Annotated in this window: 19 protein-coding genes; 15 read left to right on the top strand and 4 right to left on the bottom strand. The window is 56.0% G+C overall.

The features are described from left to right. Nucleotides 1-36: 36 nt before the first annotated feature. The 3 genes from AC1QQ2_RS11210 to AC1QQ2_RS11200 all read left to right on the top strand — a co-directional run bounded on the left by AC1QQ2_RS11210 (nt 37) and on the right by AC1QQ2_RS11200 (nt 2,976). Entirely contained in the window at nt 37-1,179 is a 1,143-nt protein-coding gene (locus AC1QQ2_RS11210; RefSeq protein WP_479713197.1) for a CCA tRNA nucleotidyltransferase, read from the top strand. Nucleotides 1,180-1,201: 22 nt separating this feature from the next. After that, nucleotides 1,202-2,395, top strand: coding sequence for a class I SAM-dependent RNA methyltransferase (locus AC1QQ2_RS11205; protein ID WP_479713196.1), 1,194 nt, complete (start codon nt 1,202-1,204; stop codon nt 2,393-2,395). Between the two features lie 86 nt (nt 2,396-2,481). Beyond that, nucleotides 2,482-2,976: a L,D-transpeptidase family protein gene (locus AC1QQ2_RS11200; protein WP_479713195.1), complete on the top strand. Its 495-nt coding sequence runs from the start codon at nt 2,482-2,484 to the stop codon at nt 2,974-2,976. Here AC1QQ2_RS11200 and dalA read toward each other — a convergent pair. Further along, entirely contained in the window at nt 2,973-3,491 is a 519-nt protein-coding gene (dalA, locus tag AC1QQ2_RS11195) for a divisome-associated lipoprotein DalA (RefSeq protein WP_249946611.1), read from the bottom strand. The two genes, AC1QQ2_RS11200 and dalA, sit on opposite strands and share 4 nt — an antisense overlap. Before the next feature lie 168 nt (nt 3,492-3,659). On the opposite strand from dalA, the gene AC1QQ2_RS11190 reads away from it, so the two are divergent. Both AC1QQ2_RS11190 and AC1QQ2_RS11185 read left to right on the top strand, forming a co-directional pair. Continuing rightward, on the top strand, nt 3,660-4,244 hold the full coding sequence (locus AC1QQ2_RS11190; RefSeq protein WP_067552486.1) for a L,D-transpeptidase: 585 nt from the start codon (nt 3,660-3,662) through the stop codon (nt 4,242-4,244). Between the two features lie 153 nt (nt 4,245-4,397). After that, nucleotides 4,398-4,583, top strand: a complete 186-nt coding sequence (locus AC1QQ2_RS11185) for a hypothetical protein (RefSeq protein WP_067552489.1) — start codon at nt 4,398-4,400, stop codon at nt 4,581-4,583. A gap of 55 nt (nt 4,584-4,638) precedes the next feature. Here the strand turns inward: AC1QQ2_RS11185 and hemH are convergent, their stop codons facing one another. Together hemH and AC1QQ2_RS11175 are read right to left on the bottom strand one after the other, a co-directional pair. Next, entirely contained in the window at nt 4,639-5,712 is a 1,074-nt protein-coding gene (gene hemH / locus AC1QQ2_RS11180) for a ferrochelatase (protein WP_479713194.1), read from the bottom strand. A 51-nt stretch (nt 5,713-5,763) separates the two neighbouring features. Then, entirely contained in the window at nt 5,764-6,585 is an 822-nt protein-coding gene (locus tag AC1QQ2_RS11175) for a methyltransferase domain-containing protein (protein WP_479713193.1), read from the bottom strand. 25 nt (nt 6,586-6,610) lie between these two features. Between AC1QQ2_RS11175 and AC1QQ2_RS11170 the strand changes: the two genes are divergently transcribed. The 4 genes from AC1QQ2_RS11170 to AC1QQ2_RS11155 are packed head-to-tail and all read left to right on the top strand — an operon-like array spanning nt 6,611 to nt 8,876. After that, nucleotides 6,611-7,324, top strand: coding sequence for a double zinc ribbon domain-containing protein (locus AC1QQ2_RS11170; RefSeq protein ID WP_479713192.1), 714 nt, complete (start codon nt 6,611-6,613; stop codon nt 7,322-7,324). A gap of 28 nt (nt 7,325-7,352) precedes the next feature. Continuing rightward, nucleotides 7,353-7,607, top strand: coding sequence for a glutaredoxin 3 (gene grxC, locus AC1QQ2_RS11165; RefSeq protein WP_067552498.1), 255 nt, complete (start codon nt 7,353-7,355; stop codon nt 7,605-7,607). Further along, a complete protein-coding gene (locus AC1QQ2_RS11160; protein ID WP_479713191.1) occupies nt 7,604-8,452 on the top strand; it encodes a carbon-nitrogen hydrolase family protein in 849 nt (282 codons plus the stop codon). The genes grxC and AC1QQ2_RS11160 overlap by 4 nt, the downstream gene beginning before the upstream one ends. Further along, the gene (locus AC1QQ2_RS11155; RefSeq protein ID WP_067552504.1) at nt 8,433-8,876 is read left to right on the top strand and encodes a MarR family winged helix-turn-helix transcriptional regulator; all 444 of its coding nucleotides are present in this window, start codon (nt 8,433-8,435) and stop codon (nt 8,874-8,876) included. The genes AC1QQ2_RS11160 and AC1QQ2_RS11155 overlap by 20 nt, the downstream gene beginning before the upstream one ends. Here the strand turns inward: AC1QQ2_RS11155 and ubiG are convergent. Next, complete coding sequence (gene ubiG / locus AC1QQ2_RS11150) at nt 8,873-9,610, bottom strand: bifunctional 2-polyprenyl-6-hydroxyphenol methylase/3-demethylubiquinol 3-O-methyltransferase UbiG (RefSeq protein WP_249946617.1); 738 nt, start codon at nt 9,608-9,610, stop codon at nt 8,873-8,875. The genes AC1QQ2_RS11155 and ubiG overlap by 4 nt on opposite strands. A gap of 55 nt (nt 9,611-9,665) precedes the next feature. Here ubiG and pip point away from each other — a divergent pair, with 55 nt between their 5' ends. From pip to infB, 6 genes are all read left to right on the top strand, one after another. Next, nucleotides 9,666-10,640: a prolyl aminopeptidase gene (pip, locus tag AC1QQ2_RS11145; protein ID WP_479713190.1), complete on the top strand. Its 975-nt coding sequence runs from the start codon at nt 9,666-9,668 to the stop codon at nt 10,638-10,640. A 125-nt stretch (nt 10,641-10,765) separates the two neighbouring features. Further along, nucleotides 10,766-12,292, top strand: a complete 1,527-nt coding sequence (locus tag AC1QQ2_RS11140; protein WP_479713189.1) for an ABC transporter substrate-binding protein — start codon at nt 10,766-10,768, stop codon at nt 12,290-12,292. A gap of 131 nt (nt 12,293-12,423) precedes the next feature. Further along, the gene (rimP, locus tag AC1QQ2_RS11135; RefSeq protein WP_067552516.1) at nt 12,424-13,011 is read left to right on the top strand and encodes a ribosome maturation factor RimP; all 588 of its coding nucleotides are present in this window, start codon (nt 12,424-12,426) and stop codon (nt 13,009-13,011) included. Nucleotides 13,012-13,016: 5 nt separating this feature from the next. After that, nucleotides 13,017-14,624 (top strand): transcription termination factor NusA, encoded by a 1,608-nt coding sequence (gene nusA, locus AC1QQ2_RS11130; RefSeq protein ID WP_249946620.1) that lies wholly within the window; start codon nt 13,017-13,019, stop codon nt 14,622-14,624. Between the two features lie 18 nt (nt 14,625-14,642). Continuing rightward, nucleotides 14,643-15,278 carry an RNA-binding protein gene (locus AC1QQ2_RS11125; protein WP_067552522.1) on the top strand — a complete coding sequence of 212 codons (636 nt, stop codon included), beginning with the start codon at nt 14,643-14,645 and terminating at the stop codon, nt 15,276-15,278. Then, nucleotides 15,275-17,794 (top strand): translation initiation factor IF-2, encoded by a 2,520-nt coding sequence (gene infB, locus AC1QQ2_RS11120; protein WP_105236161.1) that lies wholly within the window; start codon nt 15,275-15,277, stop codon nt 17,792-17,794. The genes AC1QQ2_RS11125 and infB overlap by 4 nt, the downstream gene beginning before the upstream one ends. Nucleotides 17,795-17,834: the final 40 nt, after the last annotated feature.

The raw sequence follows: 17,834 nt of genomic DNA, 5'->3' as shown, positions 1-17,834 counted from the left end.
CACTGCGCGGATGTTGCGCGGATTGGCGGAACGACTATGCGACTGACGGCAGAGTGGTTAACGCACCCCGCGTCGCAAGCTGTCTGCAAGGCGCTGATGGACGGCGGGTTTCAGGCCTATTTTGTCGGTGGGTGCGTGCGGAATGCTCTGCTTGGGCAACCCGTGTCGGATTTGGATATTTCGACCGATGCGCGGCCAGAACAGACTCTAAAGCAGGCAAAACAGGCTGGTTTGAAGGCGATTCCGACGGGCATTGATCACGGCACAATCACCGTAGTCGCTGACGGTATCCCGTTTGAGATTACCACCTTCCGCAGGGATGTGGACACCGACGGCCGTCACGCGGTCGTCGATTTTGCCGACACGATGGATGAGGACGCCCGCCGCCGTGATTTCACGATGAATGCTCTTTATGCCGCGCCGAATGGCGAGGTATTTGACCCCGTGAATGGTCTGCCTGACCTCCGCGCTGGGCATCTTCGCTTCATCGGTAATGCGGATCAGCGTATTCGCGAAGACTACTTACGGATCCTTCGATTCTTCCGTTTTTCGGCTTGGTATGGCGATCCTGCGCTGGGCATCGATGCGGACGGGTTGGCCGCCTGTGCTGAACACCTCGATGGTTTGGCCCAATTGTCGGCGGAGCGTGTTGGTTCTGAAATGCGTAAATTACTGTCTGCTGCTGACCCTGCGCCTGCGATGGCAGCAATGGCGGCGAGCGGAGTTCTTTATGCGGTCCTCCCCGGTGCGCAGGCCCAAAGCCTTGCGATCCTTGTGCATTTAGAGGGCGACCGTAGTCCTGATCCGATCCGCCGATTGGCAGTCATTGGGGGCGAGGATGTTCCTGAACGGTTGCGGTTGTCGAACACGGACAAGCGGCGGCTTGAGGCTATTCAGGCTGGCATCAGTATGGATTTGGGCGAACTAGGGTATCGGTACAAAGATACTGCCGAAGACAGCTACCTCGTGCGGCAGGCATCAATGGGACAACCAATTGATCCCGACGAACTGGCGATCGTGCATCATGCGATCCATCAATCGTTTCCCGTCAAGGCGGCTGATCTGATGCCAGCTTTTACGGGGGCTGCATTGGGCGAACGGCTCCGCAAACTCGAAGCGGATTGGATTGCCTCTGGATTTACGTTGTCGCGAGATGCTCTGATCTCTAGCGCTGGATGAATTGCCCCGCTAAGGAAGCGCCATGAAAATTCAAAGCCTCACACACACTGGTTTAGGTCGCGCCGAAGATGGCACGATGGTTCCGCGCACGCTTCCCTCGGAAGAGGTTGAAGTGACAGATGACGGCGTTCGCATCGTCTCACCTTCGGCTGATCGCGTTAGTCCGCCGTGCCGCCATTATAAATCCTGCGGCGGCTGCGCGATGCAGCATGCGTCTGAAGCCTTTGTTGCGGCTTGGAAGGCATCGACTGTTGAGCGTGCCCTGTCTGCGCAAGGGATTGAAGCGACTATCGCAGGAACAATCACAAGCCCGATCAAATCCCGTCGCCGTGCAAAACTGGCTGGTCGTCGCACGAAAAAGGGAACTCTGGTCGGGTTCCACGCGCGCGCCTCTGACACGCTGGTAGAAGTGCCCGATTGTCAGCTTTTGGCGCCAGAACTGATCGCAACACTTCCCGCGCTCAATGCACTAACCGCCCTCGCGGCGAGCCGTAAGGCTGAAGTCGCGATGACTGTCAGCCTGAGTGTCGATGGTCCCGATGTCCATATTCAGACTGAAAAAGAACTCACGACCGATCTGCGGGTCGATCTGGCGCAGTGGGCGAACGAATACGGGATCGCCCGTTTGGTTTGGGTTGATGAACCCGTTGTGACCATCCACCCGCCGCGTCAGGATTTCGGTGGATCACTCGTCGTGCCACCGCCTGGGGCGTTTCTTCAGGCGACAAAGCATGGTGAGAAAGCCCTGCAAGATGCGGTGAGCGCAATTGTTGGAGACGCGGATAAAGTCGCGGACCTCTTTGCGGGGTCGGGGACGTTTACCCTGCCTTTGGCGCGGAAGGCCTCGGTTCATGCGGTTGAGGGCGTCCGAGAGATGATGGACGCATTGGACCGTGGTTGGCGCAGCACTGGCGGGTTGCACCGCGTTTCGGTCGAGACTCGTGACCTGTTCCGCCGTCCACTTTTGCCCGACGAACTGAATGAATTCGACGCTATCGTGATCGACCCGCCGCGTGCGGGTGCAGAGGCTCAAGTTGCTGAAATTGCTGCGTCCAAAGTTGCTACTGTGGCAATGGTGTCGTGCAATCCAGTGACCTTTGCTCGTGATGCGAAGACATTGATTGATGCGGGCTTTACGCTTGGTCCAGTGACGGTTGTCGATCAGTTCCGCTGGTCACACCACACCGAGGTCGTTGCTGCATTTACGCGCAATTGATGTCAATTTGGGTAGCTAGGCGGCGGATTCAAATTGGTGTAAACGGTGCGCAATAAAAAGCGAAAATCGCATCGAGGCAGTACCCAATGTTCACACGGATTTTATTGATCCTAACCATCGCGCTTGGCCTATCGTCATGCGGGCGAACGTCGAAATTTGTGTCCTATGACGGACCAGAGGTGACGTCGATCGTCGTGAACAAAGGCGCTCGTCGCATGTATCTCATGCACGATAACGATGTGATGCGGAGCTACGACATCCGTATGGGCTTTGCCCCCGAAGGTCATAAACAGTTCGAAGGTGACGGTAAGACGCCCGAAGGAACCTATGTGATCAACCGTCGGAACCCGAATTCGGCTTATCACCTGTCGCTCGGCATCTCATATCCGAATGCTCAGGACAGAGCCTATGCCGCCTCGCAAGGCCGCGCCCCCGGTGGTGAAATCTTTATCCACGGGACACCATCTATCGCGGATAGCAGCATTGATTGGACGGCGGGCTGTATTGCTGTCTCGAACGCTGAGATCGAAGAGATTTACGCGATGGTCCCGAACGGAACGCCGATCTTTATCTACCCTTAAAGGGGCTTGCCCGTCACAAAGGTCCACCAGATTTTGCCGTTGGATTCTTGGAACCATGCAAAGCCCATTTCGCGGGCGTTGGGGTCAAGGATCACATCGCGCGTGTCTGCCTGTTCAAGCCACGCAGCCAAGGTCTGCATCTCTGTCTCGAAGGTTTCAGAGATGTTTTCACCCAGAATCTGGCCCGAATAGCCAACGCGACGACCGCGGTCGAGCGGCGAGGAGCCGTCTGATCCAAAGTGCCACGGACGGTTCTGAAGGGACATGTCACGCGAATGGGTCGCGGCAGCCGCGTTCAATTGCGCGTTCAGCGTAAGTGGTGTCAGGCCACGTGCCTGACGAAGAACGTTCACACCGTCGAGCATCCGATATTCGATCGCGGCTTCGTCGCTTGGTTCGATGACATAGATAGACGGCAGAGGGAGCCCATCTGGACCGAGGCGCGGCCCGTTACCCAACGTGCAGCCCGCAAGACCCAAAGCCGCGAACCCGAACATAACGTGACGACGATTCATGATGAACTCCTGTTAGACGCGAAACTCATATCCGTTGATTCGTGGCAATTCAAACCCAGTTGCGCAAGGTTTGGCCGATCTCCGCTATGTGTGAATTGAATGAAACAGCACAAAAGCGTATTTCATCATCAAACAACCGTGGCCCTTACCACGCCGGAGCATACAGACATGACCGACCCGAAATTTAGCCGCCGTGCATTTGTGGCCGCTGCCGCCGCAACCATCGGCACCCGTAGCGTCGCGCAGACCGAAGGTTCGACAGAAATCGAAAGCGATATCTCGCATTCGGTTCAACGGAACATCTCGAGCTTCCGATCCTTGGATTGGCGCCCGTATTTCGACACCCTTCGCAACGGCGCGATATTGGTCGATACGCAGAGCCGTGCACTTCACTTCTGGTCCGAGGATCAGTCTGTTTACAAGCTCTTCCCGACCTCTGTGCCGTTGACGGCCGACCTTACCCGCTTGGGTAAAACAGAGATTGTGCGTCGCGTTATTGGGCCTGAATGGCGTCCTACACCGTCGATGCTAGAGCGGAACCCCGAATGGCCAGACTACATTGGGCCGGGGCCAGATAACCCACTTGGGACCCACGCCCTCTATCTGTCGTGGCAGTATTACCGAATCCACGGCACCCATGACACGCGCAAAATCGGTCGTCGGTCGTCGAACGGGTGTATCGGCCTGTACAATGAACACATCGCGGAGCTTTATGGATTGACCAAAGTAGGCACTCAGGTGTTGCTGATTTAACCACAATCACAAAATCTTTTGTGGCGAAAATAAGAAAACCTCTTGGCAGAACGCCTGATTATCTAGTTTACACTCGTACACGAGGTAAGTCTTGACTGTCGCGGACCGTCCTCAACACTTAGGTTCCTGCGACAAGAAAATTGGAGAATTGTTATGAAAAAAATCGCTCTCGCCGCTGCTTTCACCGGTTTCGCTTCTGCTGCTTTCGCAGGTGGCATGGCTCCGGTTGTAACTGTTGAGCCAGTAGTTGTTGAAGAAGCAGCGACTTCGTCGTCCGCTTCGGGCCTGATCATTCCGCTGATCCTGGTTGCTCTGATCGCTGCTGCAGCTTCGAACTAATTCGAAGTCTCAGTGACAAAATTGGGCCGGTTGCGATGCAACCGGCCCTTTTCTTTTACCCAATCCAGCCTTTGAGGTTCTGGATGATGACGCCAGTCAGCGCTTCGATATGCGCTGGGTCATCGTTGAGGCATGGAATGTAGCTGAAATGCTCGCCCCCCGCCTCTTCAAAGCTCTCTTTGATCTCTTCGTTGATTTCTTCCAGCGTCTCGATGCAATCGGCGCTGAAGGCAGGTGCGATCACTGCAATGTGTTTGTGACCTTGTTCGGCAAGGCGCGCGACCTCTTCGACGGTGTAGGGCTGAAGCCATTCTTCGGGGCCAAATTTCGACTGGAAGGTCGTTTTGATCTGCGTGTCATCCCAACCAAGCCGTTCTTTCAAGAGGCGCGTGGTTTTGGCGCAATGGCAGTGATAGGGGTCGCCCGCTTCGGTCAAGTATCGTTTCGGCAAACCGTGGTATGAGCAAACCAATATCGATGGTTTTTCATCCATTGCGTCGTAGGCGCGCTGCACAGACGCCGCTAGTGCATCAATATAGGCAGGGTCTTCGAAATAGGGCGGTACGATACGTGCGACGGGCTGGAATTTTTCCTTCATCAGCGCACGGAAGAACTGATCGTTTGCCGTGGCCGATGTCGCGCCCGCGTATTGCGGATAGAGAGGGAAAAACAGGATGCGGTCGCAGCCTGCATCAACCATCTCGCGGACTTTTGATTCCGTTGATGGATTGCCGTAGCGCATGCAGAAATCGACGATCACTTGTTCACCGAACAACCCGTGCAAGCTTGCGCGGATCGCAGTGGTTTGATCCCGCGTGATGGTCATCAACGGGCTTTCGTCTTTTTCAGTGTTCCAGATGGAGCGATAGGCAGCACCCGATTTTTGCGGACGGATTGACAGAATGATGCCCTGCAGGATCGGCTGCCATTTCCACGCTGGGTAATCGATGACACGCTTGTCAGATAGAAATTCGCTGAGGTAGCGGCGCATCGACCAGTAATCCGTTGCATCAGGCGTACCGAGGTTTGCCAGCAAAACGCCGATACGGCGCGGCTTGATTGCGGGGTGGTCGGCTGGTGCGTGGACGGGGCATTTCGCCAATCCGCCAGTGTTCTTTATGTCTTTCATGTCAGTCCCGTTCCGTAGTTTGGGCCAGAGATATGTCAAAACCCCGATGGGTCAATCATCTGTCTGGGGCAGGTTGAGTTCTTTTGCACCAAGTGCGTCCGCCAGTCGCGCCGTGGCTGATCCTGGGCGGAGGGGCTTTTGTTGGCTCTCATCAGGAGCCCAGCCCGTTAAAAAGATCACTTCGAATGTTGCACGAATACGCCCGTCCGCATCGCTAAAGTGTTCGGCATATAGCTTTGCCGCCTCCGCAAAGACTGCGCGGCGGGTCGGCTTTCGTAGTCGTTGCGACAGCGCGTTGGCCTCACCCATAGCACGAAGGTCACGCATCAGCGCCCAAGCATCCTCGTAGGTCACATTCAGTGGCATCGCGTCCGCAACGGGCAACGCCATGCCTGATCGCTGCAACAACGCGCCAAGATCACGTATCTCTGCCATTGGGGCGACGCGTGGCGATAGGCCGCCCGTCACGCGGCTTTCGGCTTCGGCTAGAACGCTCCGTAGTTCGTGGAGCGTTTGTCCCCCGAACATCGCGCCCAAAAACAGGCCATCGGGTTTGAGAGCGTGACGAGACTGGACGATTTGGCCGATGGGGTCATTGGCCCAATGCATCGACATCGCATGGATCACGAGATCATGCCGACCTGCATCAAGGGCTAGTAAATCGGTGTCTGCCACTTGGACCGCGTCAGGGAAGTGCGTCGCCCAATATTCAGGCTGACCAGAGACAATCGCGGGCGCGTTAAACGGCCTGTTAACCTCGATCAGTCTTTCCTGAATCTCGTCTGCCACAGCATCGAGCATGAATGTTGCAGTCATACGAGACCGGTTGCGGTCCAGCGATGCGCGGTCGGCGATATTTGGCGGGGTTCTCATGCCCTTTGTTTAGGGAATACCAACGATGTTGCATAGTGTTGTCCGCATGGTTCTGCCGCGTCAGTGTGGCCTATGTGATCAACTCACTGACGCTGACTTTGGCCTTTGTCCTGACTGTTGGGCCACCACCGATTTCGTGAATGGTTTGGTCTGTGATCATTGTGGTGTGCCGCTGATGGGCGAGGATGAAACCGCGCTCTGCGACGAATGTCTGGCCGAGCCGCGACCTTGGGCAGCAGGGAGGACCGTGTTTGGATATTCGGGTGGTGGGCAAAAGCTGGTGCTTTCGCTCAAACACGGGGACCGACAAGACCTTGTGCCAATGCTGTCGGCGATGCTGTCCCGCGCGGCACGTCCGTTATTGAGCGATGATACGGTGATTGTGCCGGTTCCGCTGCATTGGGCGCGGTTGTTTCGGCGCAGGTTCAACCAATCGGCCCTTTTAGCTGCCGAAACAGGTCGTATTTTGGGTCGACCCGTTGTTGTTGATGGTTTGGCAAAAGTGCATCGCACGCGGCCGACTGAAGGTATGTCGCGCGAGGCCCGACTTGCTGTCCAGCAAGGTTCAATCCGACCACATCCTAAAAATGGCTGCCGTATGCGGGGGCGTTCCGTTCTGATCATCGACGATGTGATGACCACTGGCGCTACTCTTGCTGCGGCGACAGAAGGGGCGCGTTTGGCTGGCGCAAAGCAGGTTTGCGTTCTGACACTGGCGCGAGCGTATAAAGAAACCTAAATATACGGGTGAACACGAAAGGTCCGTTATGAAACCCGTAGAAATCTACTCCTCCCCGTTTTGTGGCTTTTGCCACCGCGCAAAGCATCTGCTGACCTCCAAAGGTGTCGCCTTTACTGAGATCGACGTGATCGAACACCCAGATCGCCGCGCTGAAATGGTGGAGCGTGCGAATGGTGGCCGCACCGTGCCGCAGATTTTCATTGATGGCGCCCATGTTGGGGGCTGCGATGATCTGTTTGCCCTTGAACGCGCGGGTAAGCTCGACCCGATGCTGGCGTGAGGGCTGCGCTTTTACAGATCAGTTCAAGTGACGATCCGCTGACGAACCTGTCGCGGGTCAAAGAGATGATTGCATCGGCCGTTGCTGGTGGTGCTGGGTTCGTCCTGACGCCCGAAGTGACGAACATCATTAGCCAAGATCGGCAGCATCAGAACGACGTTCTACACCTCGAAGCAGATGATCCTGTTTTGGCAGGGCTGCGCGATGCTGCGGCTGAGCATGAAATTTGGCTCGCTATCGGGTCGCTCGCGATCAAAACGGGGGATGAAGATGGGCGTTTTGCCAATCGGTCCTTCGTGATCGCGCCCGATGGGTCGATCCGCGCCCGTTATGATAAAATCCATATGTTCGACGTTCAGGTCTCTGAGACTGAAACGTTTCGCGAATCCGCAGGGTTTCGACCAGGCGAAGAGGCGGTAACATGCGAAACGCCCTTTGGCATTTTGGGGCTGACGGTGTGTTACGATGTTCGGTTCCCGTATTTGCATCGTGCGCTTTGTCAGGCGGGTGCGACGATCCTATTGGCCCCAGCTGCGTTTTCACCCGTCACGGGCGCCGCGCATTGGGAACCTCTCTTGCGGGCGCGAGCAATTGAAAATGGGGCTTATGTTCTGGCTGCAGCACAAACAGGCAATCACGCTGTTCGTTCGGGCAAACCACGTCAAACCTACGGTCATTCGATGGTAATCTCCCCTTGGGGAGAGGTTTTAGTCGATGCTGGAGTAGACGAAGGCATTGTTTTCATTGATTTGAACCCCGATGAGGTGGCACAAGCACGGGCGCGCGTACCGTCTTTGTTGCATGATCGAGTTTTTAGGGGACCGGATGGACAAGAATTCAAATAACCTTGCCGTTTCGCTCTTTAGCGAGATCTTGACCGTGGATCAGTTGGCCCGTGCCAATGTGGTTCGTGTGCTGCCCAAGGGTATGGAACTGTCCCATTTTTCCGTCCTGAATCACCTTGCTCATGCTGGTGATGAACGCACGCCAGCGCAATTGGCAAAGACGTTTCACCTGACCCGAGGTGCGATGACGAATACGCTGGGGAAACTAGATTGGGCAGGCTGGGTGCATATTCGCCCTGACTGGGACGATGCACGACGCAAGCTGGTGGCTATCAGCCCTGCGGGTCTTGCCGCGCGTGATGCGGCACTTGCAGCTATGACGCCCGTGATTGCGGGGCTCGTTGATAAGGTCGGCGCAGAAAAAGTCCGCGCCGTCCTGCCTGTGCTTCGTGAGCTGCGGTTGCAGCTGAGCGAAAACGATTAACGTTTGATCGATGCGGTGACGTAGTTCACCGACAAGTCGCGATCACTGATCGACCATGTCCATAGCACTGGATTGAACACGAACCCTTTGCGATCAACGGGGTCGAGGCCGCCCTTGCGGATCAAGTCATAGAGTTCGTCTGGCGTGATGAACTTTGACCATTCGTGCGTGCCTTTTGGCAGCCAGCGCATCACATACTCCGCACCCAAAATCGCAACGGCAAAGCTCTTGGGGTTGCGGTTGATAGTCGAACAGATGTGCAGGCCGCCTTGCTTCAAGAGCTGTTGGCAGGCGGTCAGATAGGCCAGTGGATCAGCCACATGTTCCACTACTTCCATGTTGAGAACCACGTCAAACTGTTCACCCGCAGCAGCCATCGTTTCCGCGGTGGTCCAACGGTAATCGATGTCGAGGCCAGATTGACGGGCGTGGGCTTGGGCCACGGGGATGTTCCGTTCGGCCGCATCGACGCCAACAATCGTGGCACCCAGACGCGCCATCGGTTCGCACAACAGGCCGCCACCGCATCCGATATCCAGAATTCGCAGCCCCGCAAACGGTTTGTCGTCGTCCAAATCGCGACCAAATTCAGCAGCGATTTGTTCGGTGATGTATTTCAGCCGGATCGGGTTCATCATGTGGAGCGGCTTGAATTTGCCCTCAAGATCCCACCATTCCGCTGCCATAGCTTCGAATTTGGCAACTTCTGCGGGATCAACGGTCGTCTGGGTCATCTTTGCCTCCAAAGGGGGAATGGTCTGGCGGTTTACCGTGCTATATAGAGGTGACATGGACAAAGTCTCAGGTCAAAGACGCGCGGTGCCGCACCTTTATCCCCCGATCGACCCATTTGACCAGCAGATGCTGGATGTGGGCGACGGGCATAGAGTGTATGTCGAACAATGTGGTCGGCGTGACGGTGTGCCTGTCATAGTTGTTCACGGTGGACCGGGTGGCGGTTGTAGCCCTGCGATGCGTCGTTATTTCGACCCAGACGTGTATCGTATCGTTCTGTTCGATCAGCGTGGATGTGGTCGGTCCTTACCTCATGCGAGCATCGAGGCGAACACGACGTGGGACCTTGTCGCGGATATGGAGAAGATCCGTGAGACCCTGAATATCGGACGTTGGTTTGCCTTTGGCGGAAGTTGGGGCGCGACGCTGGCCTTGATCTACGCGCAGACCCATCCTGAACGAGTGTTAGGTTTGATCCTGCGCGGCGTATTCCTGATGACCGATCCAGAGCTGGATTGGTTCTATGGCGGTGGCGCGGGTGCGTTTTGGCCTGACCTTTGGGCCCGTTTCGAAAGCCTCATTCCTGAAGAAGAGCGGGACGATATGATCGGCGCCTATCACCGCCGTTTGTTCAGCGGAAACCTGATGGAAGAGACCCGCTACGCGCGGGCTTGGGCCACTTGGGAGAACGCGCTGGCATCCATCGAATCCAACGGTTTTGCAGGCGAAGCACCCGGTGAATACGCACGGGCATTTTCGCGGCTAGAGAACCATTACTTTATCAACAAGGGGTTCCTGACCGACGACACTGCGATCTTGAACAACCTTCACCGCCTGCGCGGTATCCCAGGCCATATTGTCCAAGGTCGTTATGACATGATCTGCCCGCCGACCTCGGCATACAAACTACACAAAGGCTGGATTGGCTCGCGGATGCGGATGATCCCACAGGCGGGTCATGCGCTGTCTGAGCCGGGGATCACGCGGGAATTGGTGCGGATCATGGATGAGATCGCGGCGGAGTTTTAATAGCCATTCACCCATAAGGAGGCTGCGGGTAACCTGATGGCTCCCAACAAGTTCTTGGATGGCATGGACCCAAGCGATTTGCTTCGCTACGGTGTTCAAGTTGAATCCAAACGGAGTCTGCACAGGTGCAGTCCTATAAACGAAGAAACCTGCTGAAATACGGTATCGCCGCTGCGGTTTTGACTGCATCGGGCATATCGGCGCGTGCGGGTTCTATTGGTGGACGACTCACTGTTGGTCTTTCGGGGGCATCGCCGCTGGACAGTTGGGATGCACGGACGTTTTCAGACAGTTTCATGATAGCCTGCGGGCAGGGCGCTGTTTTTGATTGTCTGACCGAAGTGACGGCGGATGGATCGTTGGTCGGTGAGCTCGCCGAAAGCTGGGAGTCATCGGCGGACGGTCGCATTTGGACGGTTGCGTTGCGGCGTGGCGTGAGTTTCCACAACGGCAAACCGTTTGTGGCGCAGGATGTGATCGACAGTTTTGATCTCCATCGCGGAACGTCATCAGGTGCGCGGGTTATTGTTGATGGCATTCAGGACATATCTCGTTTGTCGGACCATCAGGTGCGATTCACGCTGACTTCTGGGAACGCCGATTTTCCGTATTTGCTGTCCGATTATCACCTGATCATCTACCCCTCTGGTCAGATCGATGAAGCGATCGCCCACGGGATTGGCACGGGCCTCTACCGCGTTGAGAGTTTTGAGCCGGGGGTACGGTTTGTTGGGCGTCGCGTGCAGAGCCATTACAAAGACGGCTCGGCAGGTTGGTTCGACCGCGTTGAATACGTGGCGATGAATGATCGTGCGCGGCGGATGAATGCGCTTCTTACAGGTCAGGTGGATGCTGTTGATCGGGTGGACCCTGCTGCCGTATCGCGGCTTTCGACCCATCCGCGGATAAATATCATCGAGACGACGGGGAATATGCACCTCGCGTTTGGAATGCGAACAGATACGGCTCCGTTTGACGATCTGAATATTCGTCTGGCGCTGAAGCATGGCATCGATCGGCAGGCGATTGTTGATCAGGTGTTGCATGGTCACGGACGTGTCGCGGCGGATAGCCCGATTGGACCTGCGAACCAGTTCTATGCGGGGCTTGCGCCTCTGGCTCATGACCCTGAGCGTGCCGCATGGCATTTGCGTCGGGCTGGGCTGTCGAACGTCTCAGTTGATCTGTTCACGTCCGATGTCGCGATGAATTCGTCTGCGGTCGATCTGTTCCGCACGGCTGCCGCGCCAGCGGGCATTGATATTCAGATCATAGAGGCGGCATCTGTTGGGTATTGGGGCGACACCTTTGGGAGCCAACCTTTCGCAGCGACCTATTGGTCAGGTCGAGTGACCGAAGACTGGATGCTCTCGACGGCCTATCATGCAGGTAGCCCTTGGAATGATACGCGCTGGGCGGATGGACGGTTCGAACAGTTGCTTGTCGCGGCGCGGGCGGAGTTTGACCCTGATCTGCGGTCAGAACTCTACTCTGAAATGCAGAAAATCCTACGCGATCAGGGCGGTGCAATTATTCCCGCGTTTGCAAATTGGATCGGTGCAACCTCGGATCGGGTCGCAATCCCCACGTCGATTGGCAACCTTTGGCCCATGGATAACGCGCGCATGGCAGAACGGTGGTGGGTGGCCTGACGGTTTCCCTTGCAGACTCAGCAGTATGGGCCTATATGGCCTCTCAACAGCGGCGCTGACGGTTCCGACCCGACGCTCCACCGGGAAAGATCGACGGGCCGCGAGCCCGTTTTTTTGTTTTTGGAGAACAGATGACTGATCTGATCGCCAAGGCGGCATTGGACCGCCGGATCGCAGAAATTATTACCCCTGTCATTGAGGACATGGGGTACGAAGTTGTGCGCGTCCGTTTGATGAAAAGCCTCAAGGAAACCACCTTGCAGGTTATGGCGCAGAAACCCGATGGCACCATCGAGGTTGACGACTGCGCTAAGATTTCGACCGCGCTTTCGGCAACGCTCGACGTCGAGGACCCGATCATTGAGGCCTACAGCCTCGAAGTATCGTCCCCCGGTATCGATCGTCCGCTGACACGTCTCAAGGATTTCGAGCAATGGGCCGGCAACGAGGCCAAGATCGAAACCAGCGAGATGATCGACGGTCGTCGGCGCTTTAAAGGCCAGCTTGCTGGCGTCGAAGGTGATGAAGTCCTGATCACGCTTGATGAGCAGGGCGAAGACATCACCATCGGTCTGAAATTCGACTGGCTGTCAGATGCCAAACTGGTTCTGACAGATGAATTGATCCGCGAAGTTTTGCGCGGTCGCAAAGACAAGGGCCAAATCGATGAGGCCCAGTATGATGAAGTTGAAACCATCATTGATGGCGACGAGGAGTAAGAGACATGGCAATTACCTCTGCCAACCAGCTTGAGCTGCTGCAAACAGCCGAAGCCGTAGCCCGCGAGAAAATGATCGACCCGAACCTGGTCGTCGAAGCGATGGAAGAGTCGCTCGCTCGTGCAGCGAAATCGCGTTACGGCTCGGAAATGGACATTCGCGTGTCGATCGACCGCAAAACTGGTAAAGCAACCTTTACCCGTGTCCGTACCGTTGTTGCTGACGAAGATCTTGAGAACTATCAGGCTGAGTTCACCGTCGATCAGGCGAAGCAATATATGGCTGACCCGCAAATTGGTGACGAATTCTCTGAGGAAGTCCCGCCGGTTGAACTGGGCCGTATTGCTGCTCAGTCCGCTAAGCAGGTTATCCTTCAGAAAGTCCGCGAAGCTGAGCGTGACAAGCAGTACGAAGAATTCAAAGACCGCGCAGGCACCATCATCAACGGATCCGTTAAGCGTGAAGAATACGGCAACGTCATCGTTGACGTAGGTGCTGGTGAAGCTGTTCTGCGTCGCAACGAAAAAATCGGCCGCGAAGCATACCGCCCAGGTGACCGTATTCGAGCATACGTTAAAGACGTTCGTCGTGAACCTCGTGGCCCGCAGATCTTCCTTTCGCGTACCGCTCCTGAGTTCATGGCTGAGCTCTTCAAAATGGAAGTGCCGGAAATCTACGAAGGCATCATCGAGATCAAAGCGGTTGCTCGTGACCCTGGTTCGCGCGCTAAGATCGCTGTTATCTCGTTCGATAACTCGATCGATCCGGTTGGCGCTTGCGTCGGTATGCGCGGTAGCCGTGTTCAGGCCGTTGTGAACGAGCTTCAAGGCGAGAAAATCGACATCATTCCGTGGAATGAAGATACACCAACCTTCCTCGTGAACGCGCTGCAGCCGGCAGAAGTGTCGAAAGTGGTTCTGGACGAAGAAGCTGGCAAAATCGAAGTCGTTGTTCCTGAAGAACAGCTGTCTCTCGCGATTGGTCGCCGTGGTCAGAACGTGCGTCTGGCGTCTCAGCTGACGGGTCTCGACATCGACATCATGACCGAGGAAGAAGAATCCAAGCGTCGTCAGGCCGAGTTCGAAGTGCGCACCAAGTTGTTCATGGAAAACCTCGATCTCGACGAATTCTTTGCTCAGTTGCTGGTTTCAGAAGGCTTCACCAACCTCGAAGAAGTTGCCTACGTTGACGTTGACGAACTGCTCGTGATCGACGGCGTTGATGACGACACTGCAAACGAATTGCAGGCACGCGCTCGCGACGTTCTGGAAGCCCAGAACCGCAAAGCGATGGAACGTGCACGTGAGTTGGGCGTCGAAGACAGCCTCGTTGAATTCGAAGGTCTGACACCGCAAATGATCGAAGCCCTTGCCGAAGACGGCGTGAAATCGCTCGAAGATTTCGCGACCTGCGCGGACTGGGAATTGGCTGGCGGCTGGACCACTGTGGACGGCGAACGCGTCAAGGACGATGGCGTCCTCGAGAAGTTCGACGTGAGCCTCGAAGAAGCTCAGGACATGATCATGACCGCTCGCGTCATGCTTGGCTGGGTTGACCCTGAAGAGCTCGAAGCGGACGCAGAAGATGAGATTGAAGAGGGGGCTGAGGAGTAATCCTCGGAGTTCTTGAGAATGACCCGTGGCGGACAACATAAAAATCGGGATATGGAAACTGAACGCAAGTGCATCGTCACTGGCGAAGTTCAGCCTGTGTCTGGGTTGATCCGCTTTGTGGTTGGTCCTGATAATCAGGTCTATCCTGATGTGATGGAGAAACTTCCCGGTCGGGGCATGTGGGTTTCAGCCACTCGCAGTGCTCTGGAACAGGCTGGAAAGGGTCATTTTTCGCGATCTGCAAAGGCTCCGGTGACGGTGCCTGAAGGGCTCGCCGATGACGTAGAGCGTCAACTTGTGCGCCGTGTGACTGATTTGATCGCACTGGCTCGAAAGGGCGGCTATGCCATCGGGGGCTTTGAGAAAGTTAAGGACTGGTTGGCAGGCGGGGAACGTGTTCGCGTTCTCTTGCAGGCCAGCGATGGATCCGCGCGCGGAAAAACCAAACTCTGGACGCCGGAAGGCGCCCGATATTTCGACTGCCTCACGGCTGATGAATTGGGTTTGGCTTTCGGGCGTCAAAGTGTGATACATGGCGCGCTCGCTTATGGCGGACTCAGCGACCGTGTTGTAGAGGAAGCCGCAAAGCTGAAAAGCATGCGTATAACTGACGGCGGCAATTCGGCCACCGGAAAGGAAAAAGTAGCTAGATGAGCGATAACGACGGAAAAAAACCTCTTGGTCTGCGTGGCGGTTCGGGAAATGTGAAGCAGAGCTTCAGCCACGGACGCACCAAGAACGTCGTGGTTGAGACCAAGCGCAAACGCGTTGTGGTTCCCAAGCCAGGTGCAGCCAAACCAGGCGGCACTACACGACCAACTGTAGGTGACCCCTCCAAGCGTCCAGCCGGTATTTCTGATGCCGAACTGGAACGCCGTATGAAGGCACTCGCGGTAGCGAAAGCCCGCGAAGCCGAAGATGCCGCAAGGCGTGAGGCCGAAGACAAAGCACGCGAAGAAGAGCGTGATCGTCGTCGTGCCGAAATCGAAGCAAAAGAACGCGAAGAGCGCGAGCGCGAAGAAGCTCTCCGTGCGAAAGCGGAAGAAGAAGAGCGCAAAAAGCGTGAAGCTGAAGAAGCCGCGCGTGCTGCTGAAGTAAAGAAAGCTGCCGCTGCTGCGCCGGCACCTGCTGCCGCTGCTGCGCCTGCAGGTGGTGAGGATGACCGCTCTGGTCGTTCCGTGGGCGCTGGCCCGCGCAAGGTTGATCGTCAACGTGACGACGCCCGTGATGACGCGAAAAACGCGAAAGCCAAAGTGGCGTCGCGTGATGGTGGTCGCCGTTCTGGCAAGTTGTCGCTGAATGATGCGCTGGCAGGTGGTGACGGTCGTCACCGCTCGATGGCGGCGATGAAGCGTAAGCAAGAGAAAGCCCGTCAAAAAGCGATGGGTGGACAAATGCAGCGCGAGAAAATCGTGCGTGACGTCCAGCTTCCTGAAGCGATCACCGTTGCAGAACTTGCGAACCGTATGGCCGAACGTGTGGCTGATGTTGTGAAAGCTCTAATGCAGAACGGCATCATGGCGACACAGAACCAGACGATTGATGCTGATACCGCGGAACTGATCATCGAAGAGTTCGGCCACCGCGTACAGCGTGTGTCGGATGCTGACGTTGAACAAGCGATTGAGCAGGTTCAGGACAAAGCTGAAGACCTGAAACCGCGTCCGCCGGTCATCACCATCATGGGCCACGTTGACCACGGTAAGACCTCGCTTCTCGACGCGATCCGCAAGGCGAACGTTGTATCTGGCGAAGCTGGCGGCATCACCCAGCACATCGGTGCGTATCAGGTAACCACCGACTCTGGCGCTGTTCTGTCGTTCCTTGACACTCCGGGCCACGCGGCGTTTACGTCGATGCGTGCTCGTGGTGCTCAGGTAACGGACATTGTTGTTCTCGTTGTTGCGGCTGACGACGCCGTGATGCCGCAGACCATCGAAGCAATCGCTCACGCTAAAGCGGCGAAAGTTCCGATGATCGTTGCGATCAACAAGTGCGATAAACCATCAGCAAACCCTGATAAGGTCCGTACTGACCTCTTGATGCACGAAATCGTGGTCGAGAAGATGTCTGGCGACGTTCAGGACGTTGAAGTTTCGGCCAAAACTGGCATGGGTCTCGACAGCCTCCTCGAAGCAATTGCGCTTCAGGCGGAAATCCTCGAACTCAAAGCGAACCCGAACCGCGCTGCTCAGGGCGCTGTGATCGAAGCTCAGCTCGATGTGGGTCGTGGTCCGGTTGCAACTGTTCTGGTTCAGAACGGTACTCTGAAACGTGGCGATATCTTCGTTGTGGGTGAGCAGTGGGGTAAAGTCCGCGCGCTGATCAACGACCAAGGTGAGCGTGTTGACGAGGCTGGTCCGTCTGTTCCTGTTGAGGTTCTTGGCCTCAACGGCACTCCGGAAGCAGGTGACGTTCTGAACGTGACCGAAACCGAAGCGCAGGCGCGTGAGATCGCTGAATACCGTGCTCATGCTGCGAAAGAAAAACGCGCAGCGGCAGGTGCAGCGACCACCCTCGAACAGCTGATGGCGAAAGCGAAAGAAGACGAGAACGTTTCTGAGCTGCCAGTTGTTGTTAAAGCTGACGTTCAAGGTTCTGCTGAAGCTATCGTTCAAGCGCTGGAAAAAGTTGGCAACGACGAAGTCCGCGTTCGCGTTATTCACTACGGCGTTGGTGCGATCACCGAGACCGATGTTGGTCTTGCAGAAGCATCGGGCACCCCGGTTATCGGCTTTAACGTTCGTGCGAACGCACCGGCACGTAACTCCGCGAACCAGAAGGGCGTTGAAATTCGTTACTACTCGGTCATCTATGACCTCGTTGACGACATCAAAGCTGCTGCATCTGGCCTTCTGTCCGCAGAAATCCGCGAGAACTTCATCGGCTACGCGAACATCAAAGAGGTGTTCAAGGTTTCCAACGTCGGCAAAGTTGCTGGCTGTCTGGTCACCGAAGGCGTGGCCCGTCGTTCGGCTGGTGTGCGCCTGCTGCGTGATAACGTTGTTATCCACGAAGGTACGCTCAAGACCCTCAAGCGCTTCAAAGATGAAGTGGCCGAGGTTCAGTCCGGTCAGGAATGCGGTATGGCGTTCGAGAACTATGACGATATCCGTCCAGGTGACGTTATCGAGATCTTTGAACGTGAAGAAATCGAGCGCAGCCTGTAATCAGGCCGCGTTTCGCACAAAAGAAAAGGGACGGTCCAGA

The sequence above is a fragment of the Aestuarium sp. genome, from assembly GCF_023253315.1.
GTDB lineage: Bacteria > Pseudomonadota > Alphaproteobacteria > Rhodobacterales > Rhodobacteraceae > Marivivens > Marivivens donghaensis.
The sequence above is the reverse complement of the archived record's forward strand: the minus strand, read 5'-3'. Positions and strand labels throughout refer to the sequence as shown.

What these genes read in the sequence shown, in the direction of transcription:
- AC1QQ2_RS11155 (WP_067552504.1), top strand. Translation starts at nt 8,433, where the DNA reads ATGGACAAGAATTCAAATAACCTTGCCGTTTCGCTCTTTAGCGAGATC.
- pip (WP_479713190.1), top strand. Translation starts at nt 9,666, where the DNA reads ATGGACAAAGTCTCAGGTCAAAGACGCGCGGTGCCGCACCTTTATCCC.
- ubiG (WP_249946617.1), bottom strand. Translation starts at nt 9,610, where the DNA reads ATGACCCAGACGACCGTTGATCCCGCAGAAGTTGCCAAATTCGAAGCT.
- rimP (WP_067552516.1), top strand. Translation starts at nt 12,424, where the DNA reads ATGACTGATCTGATCGCCAAGGCGGCATTGGACCGCCGGATCGCAGAA.
- AC1QQ2_RS11175 (WP_479713193.1), bottom strand. Translation starts at nt 6,585, where the DNA reads ATGAGAACCCCGCCAAATATCGCCGACCGCGCATCGCTGGACCGCAAC.
- hemH (WP_479713194.1), bottom strand. Translation starts at nt 5,712, where the DNA reads ATGAAAGACATAAAGAACACTGGCGGATTGGCGAAATGCCCCGTCCAC.
- AC1QQ2_RS11200 (WP_479713195.1), top strand. Translation starts at nt 2,482, where the DNA reads ATGTTCACACGGATTTTATTGATCCTAACCATCGCGCTTGGCCTATCG.
- AC1QQ2_RS11125 (WP_067552522.1), top strand. Translation starts at nt 14,643, where the DNA reads ATGACCCGTGGCGGACAACATAAAAATCGGGATATGGAAACTGAACGC.
- nusA (WP_249946620.1), top strand. Translation starts at nt 13,017, where the DNA reads ATGGCAATTACCTCTGCCAACCAGCTTGAGCTGCTGCAAACAGCCGAA.
- AC1QQ2_RS11205 (WP_479713196.1), top strand. Translation starts at nt 1,202, where the DNA reads ATGAAAATTCAAAGCCTCACACACACTGGTTTAGGTCGCGCCGAAGAT.
- AC1QQ2_RS11185 (WP_067552489.1), top strand. Translation starts at nt 4,398, where the DNA reads ATGAAAAAAATCGCTCTCGCCGCTGCTTTCACCGGTTTCGCTTCTGCT.
- grxC (WP_067552498.1), top strand. Translation starts at nt 7,353, where the DNA reads ATGAAACCCGTAGAAATCTACTCCTCCCCGTTTTGTGGCTTTTGCCAC.
- AC1QQ2_RS11170 (WP_479713192.1), top strand. Translation starts at nt 6,611, where the DNA reads ATGTTGCATAGTGTTGTCCGCATGGTTCTGCCGCGTCAGTGTGGCCTA.
- AC1QQ2_RS11190 (WP_067552486.1), top strand. Translation starts at nt 3,660, where the DNA reads ATGACCGACCCGAAATTTAGCCGCCGTGCATTTGTGGCCGCTGCCGCC.
- infB (WP_105236161.1), top strand. Translation starts at nt 15,275, where the DNA reads ATGAGCGATAACGACGGAAAAAAACCTCTTGGTCTGCGTGGCGGTTCG.
- dalA (WP_249946611.1), bottom strand. Translation starts at nt 3,491, where the DNA reads ATGAATCGTCGTCACGTTATGTTCGGGTTCGCGGCTTTGGGTCTTGCG.
- AC1QQ2_RS11210 (WP_479713197.1), top strand. Translation starts at nt 37, where the DNA reads ATGCGACTGACGGCAGAGTGGTTAACGCACCCCGCGTCGCAAGCTGTC.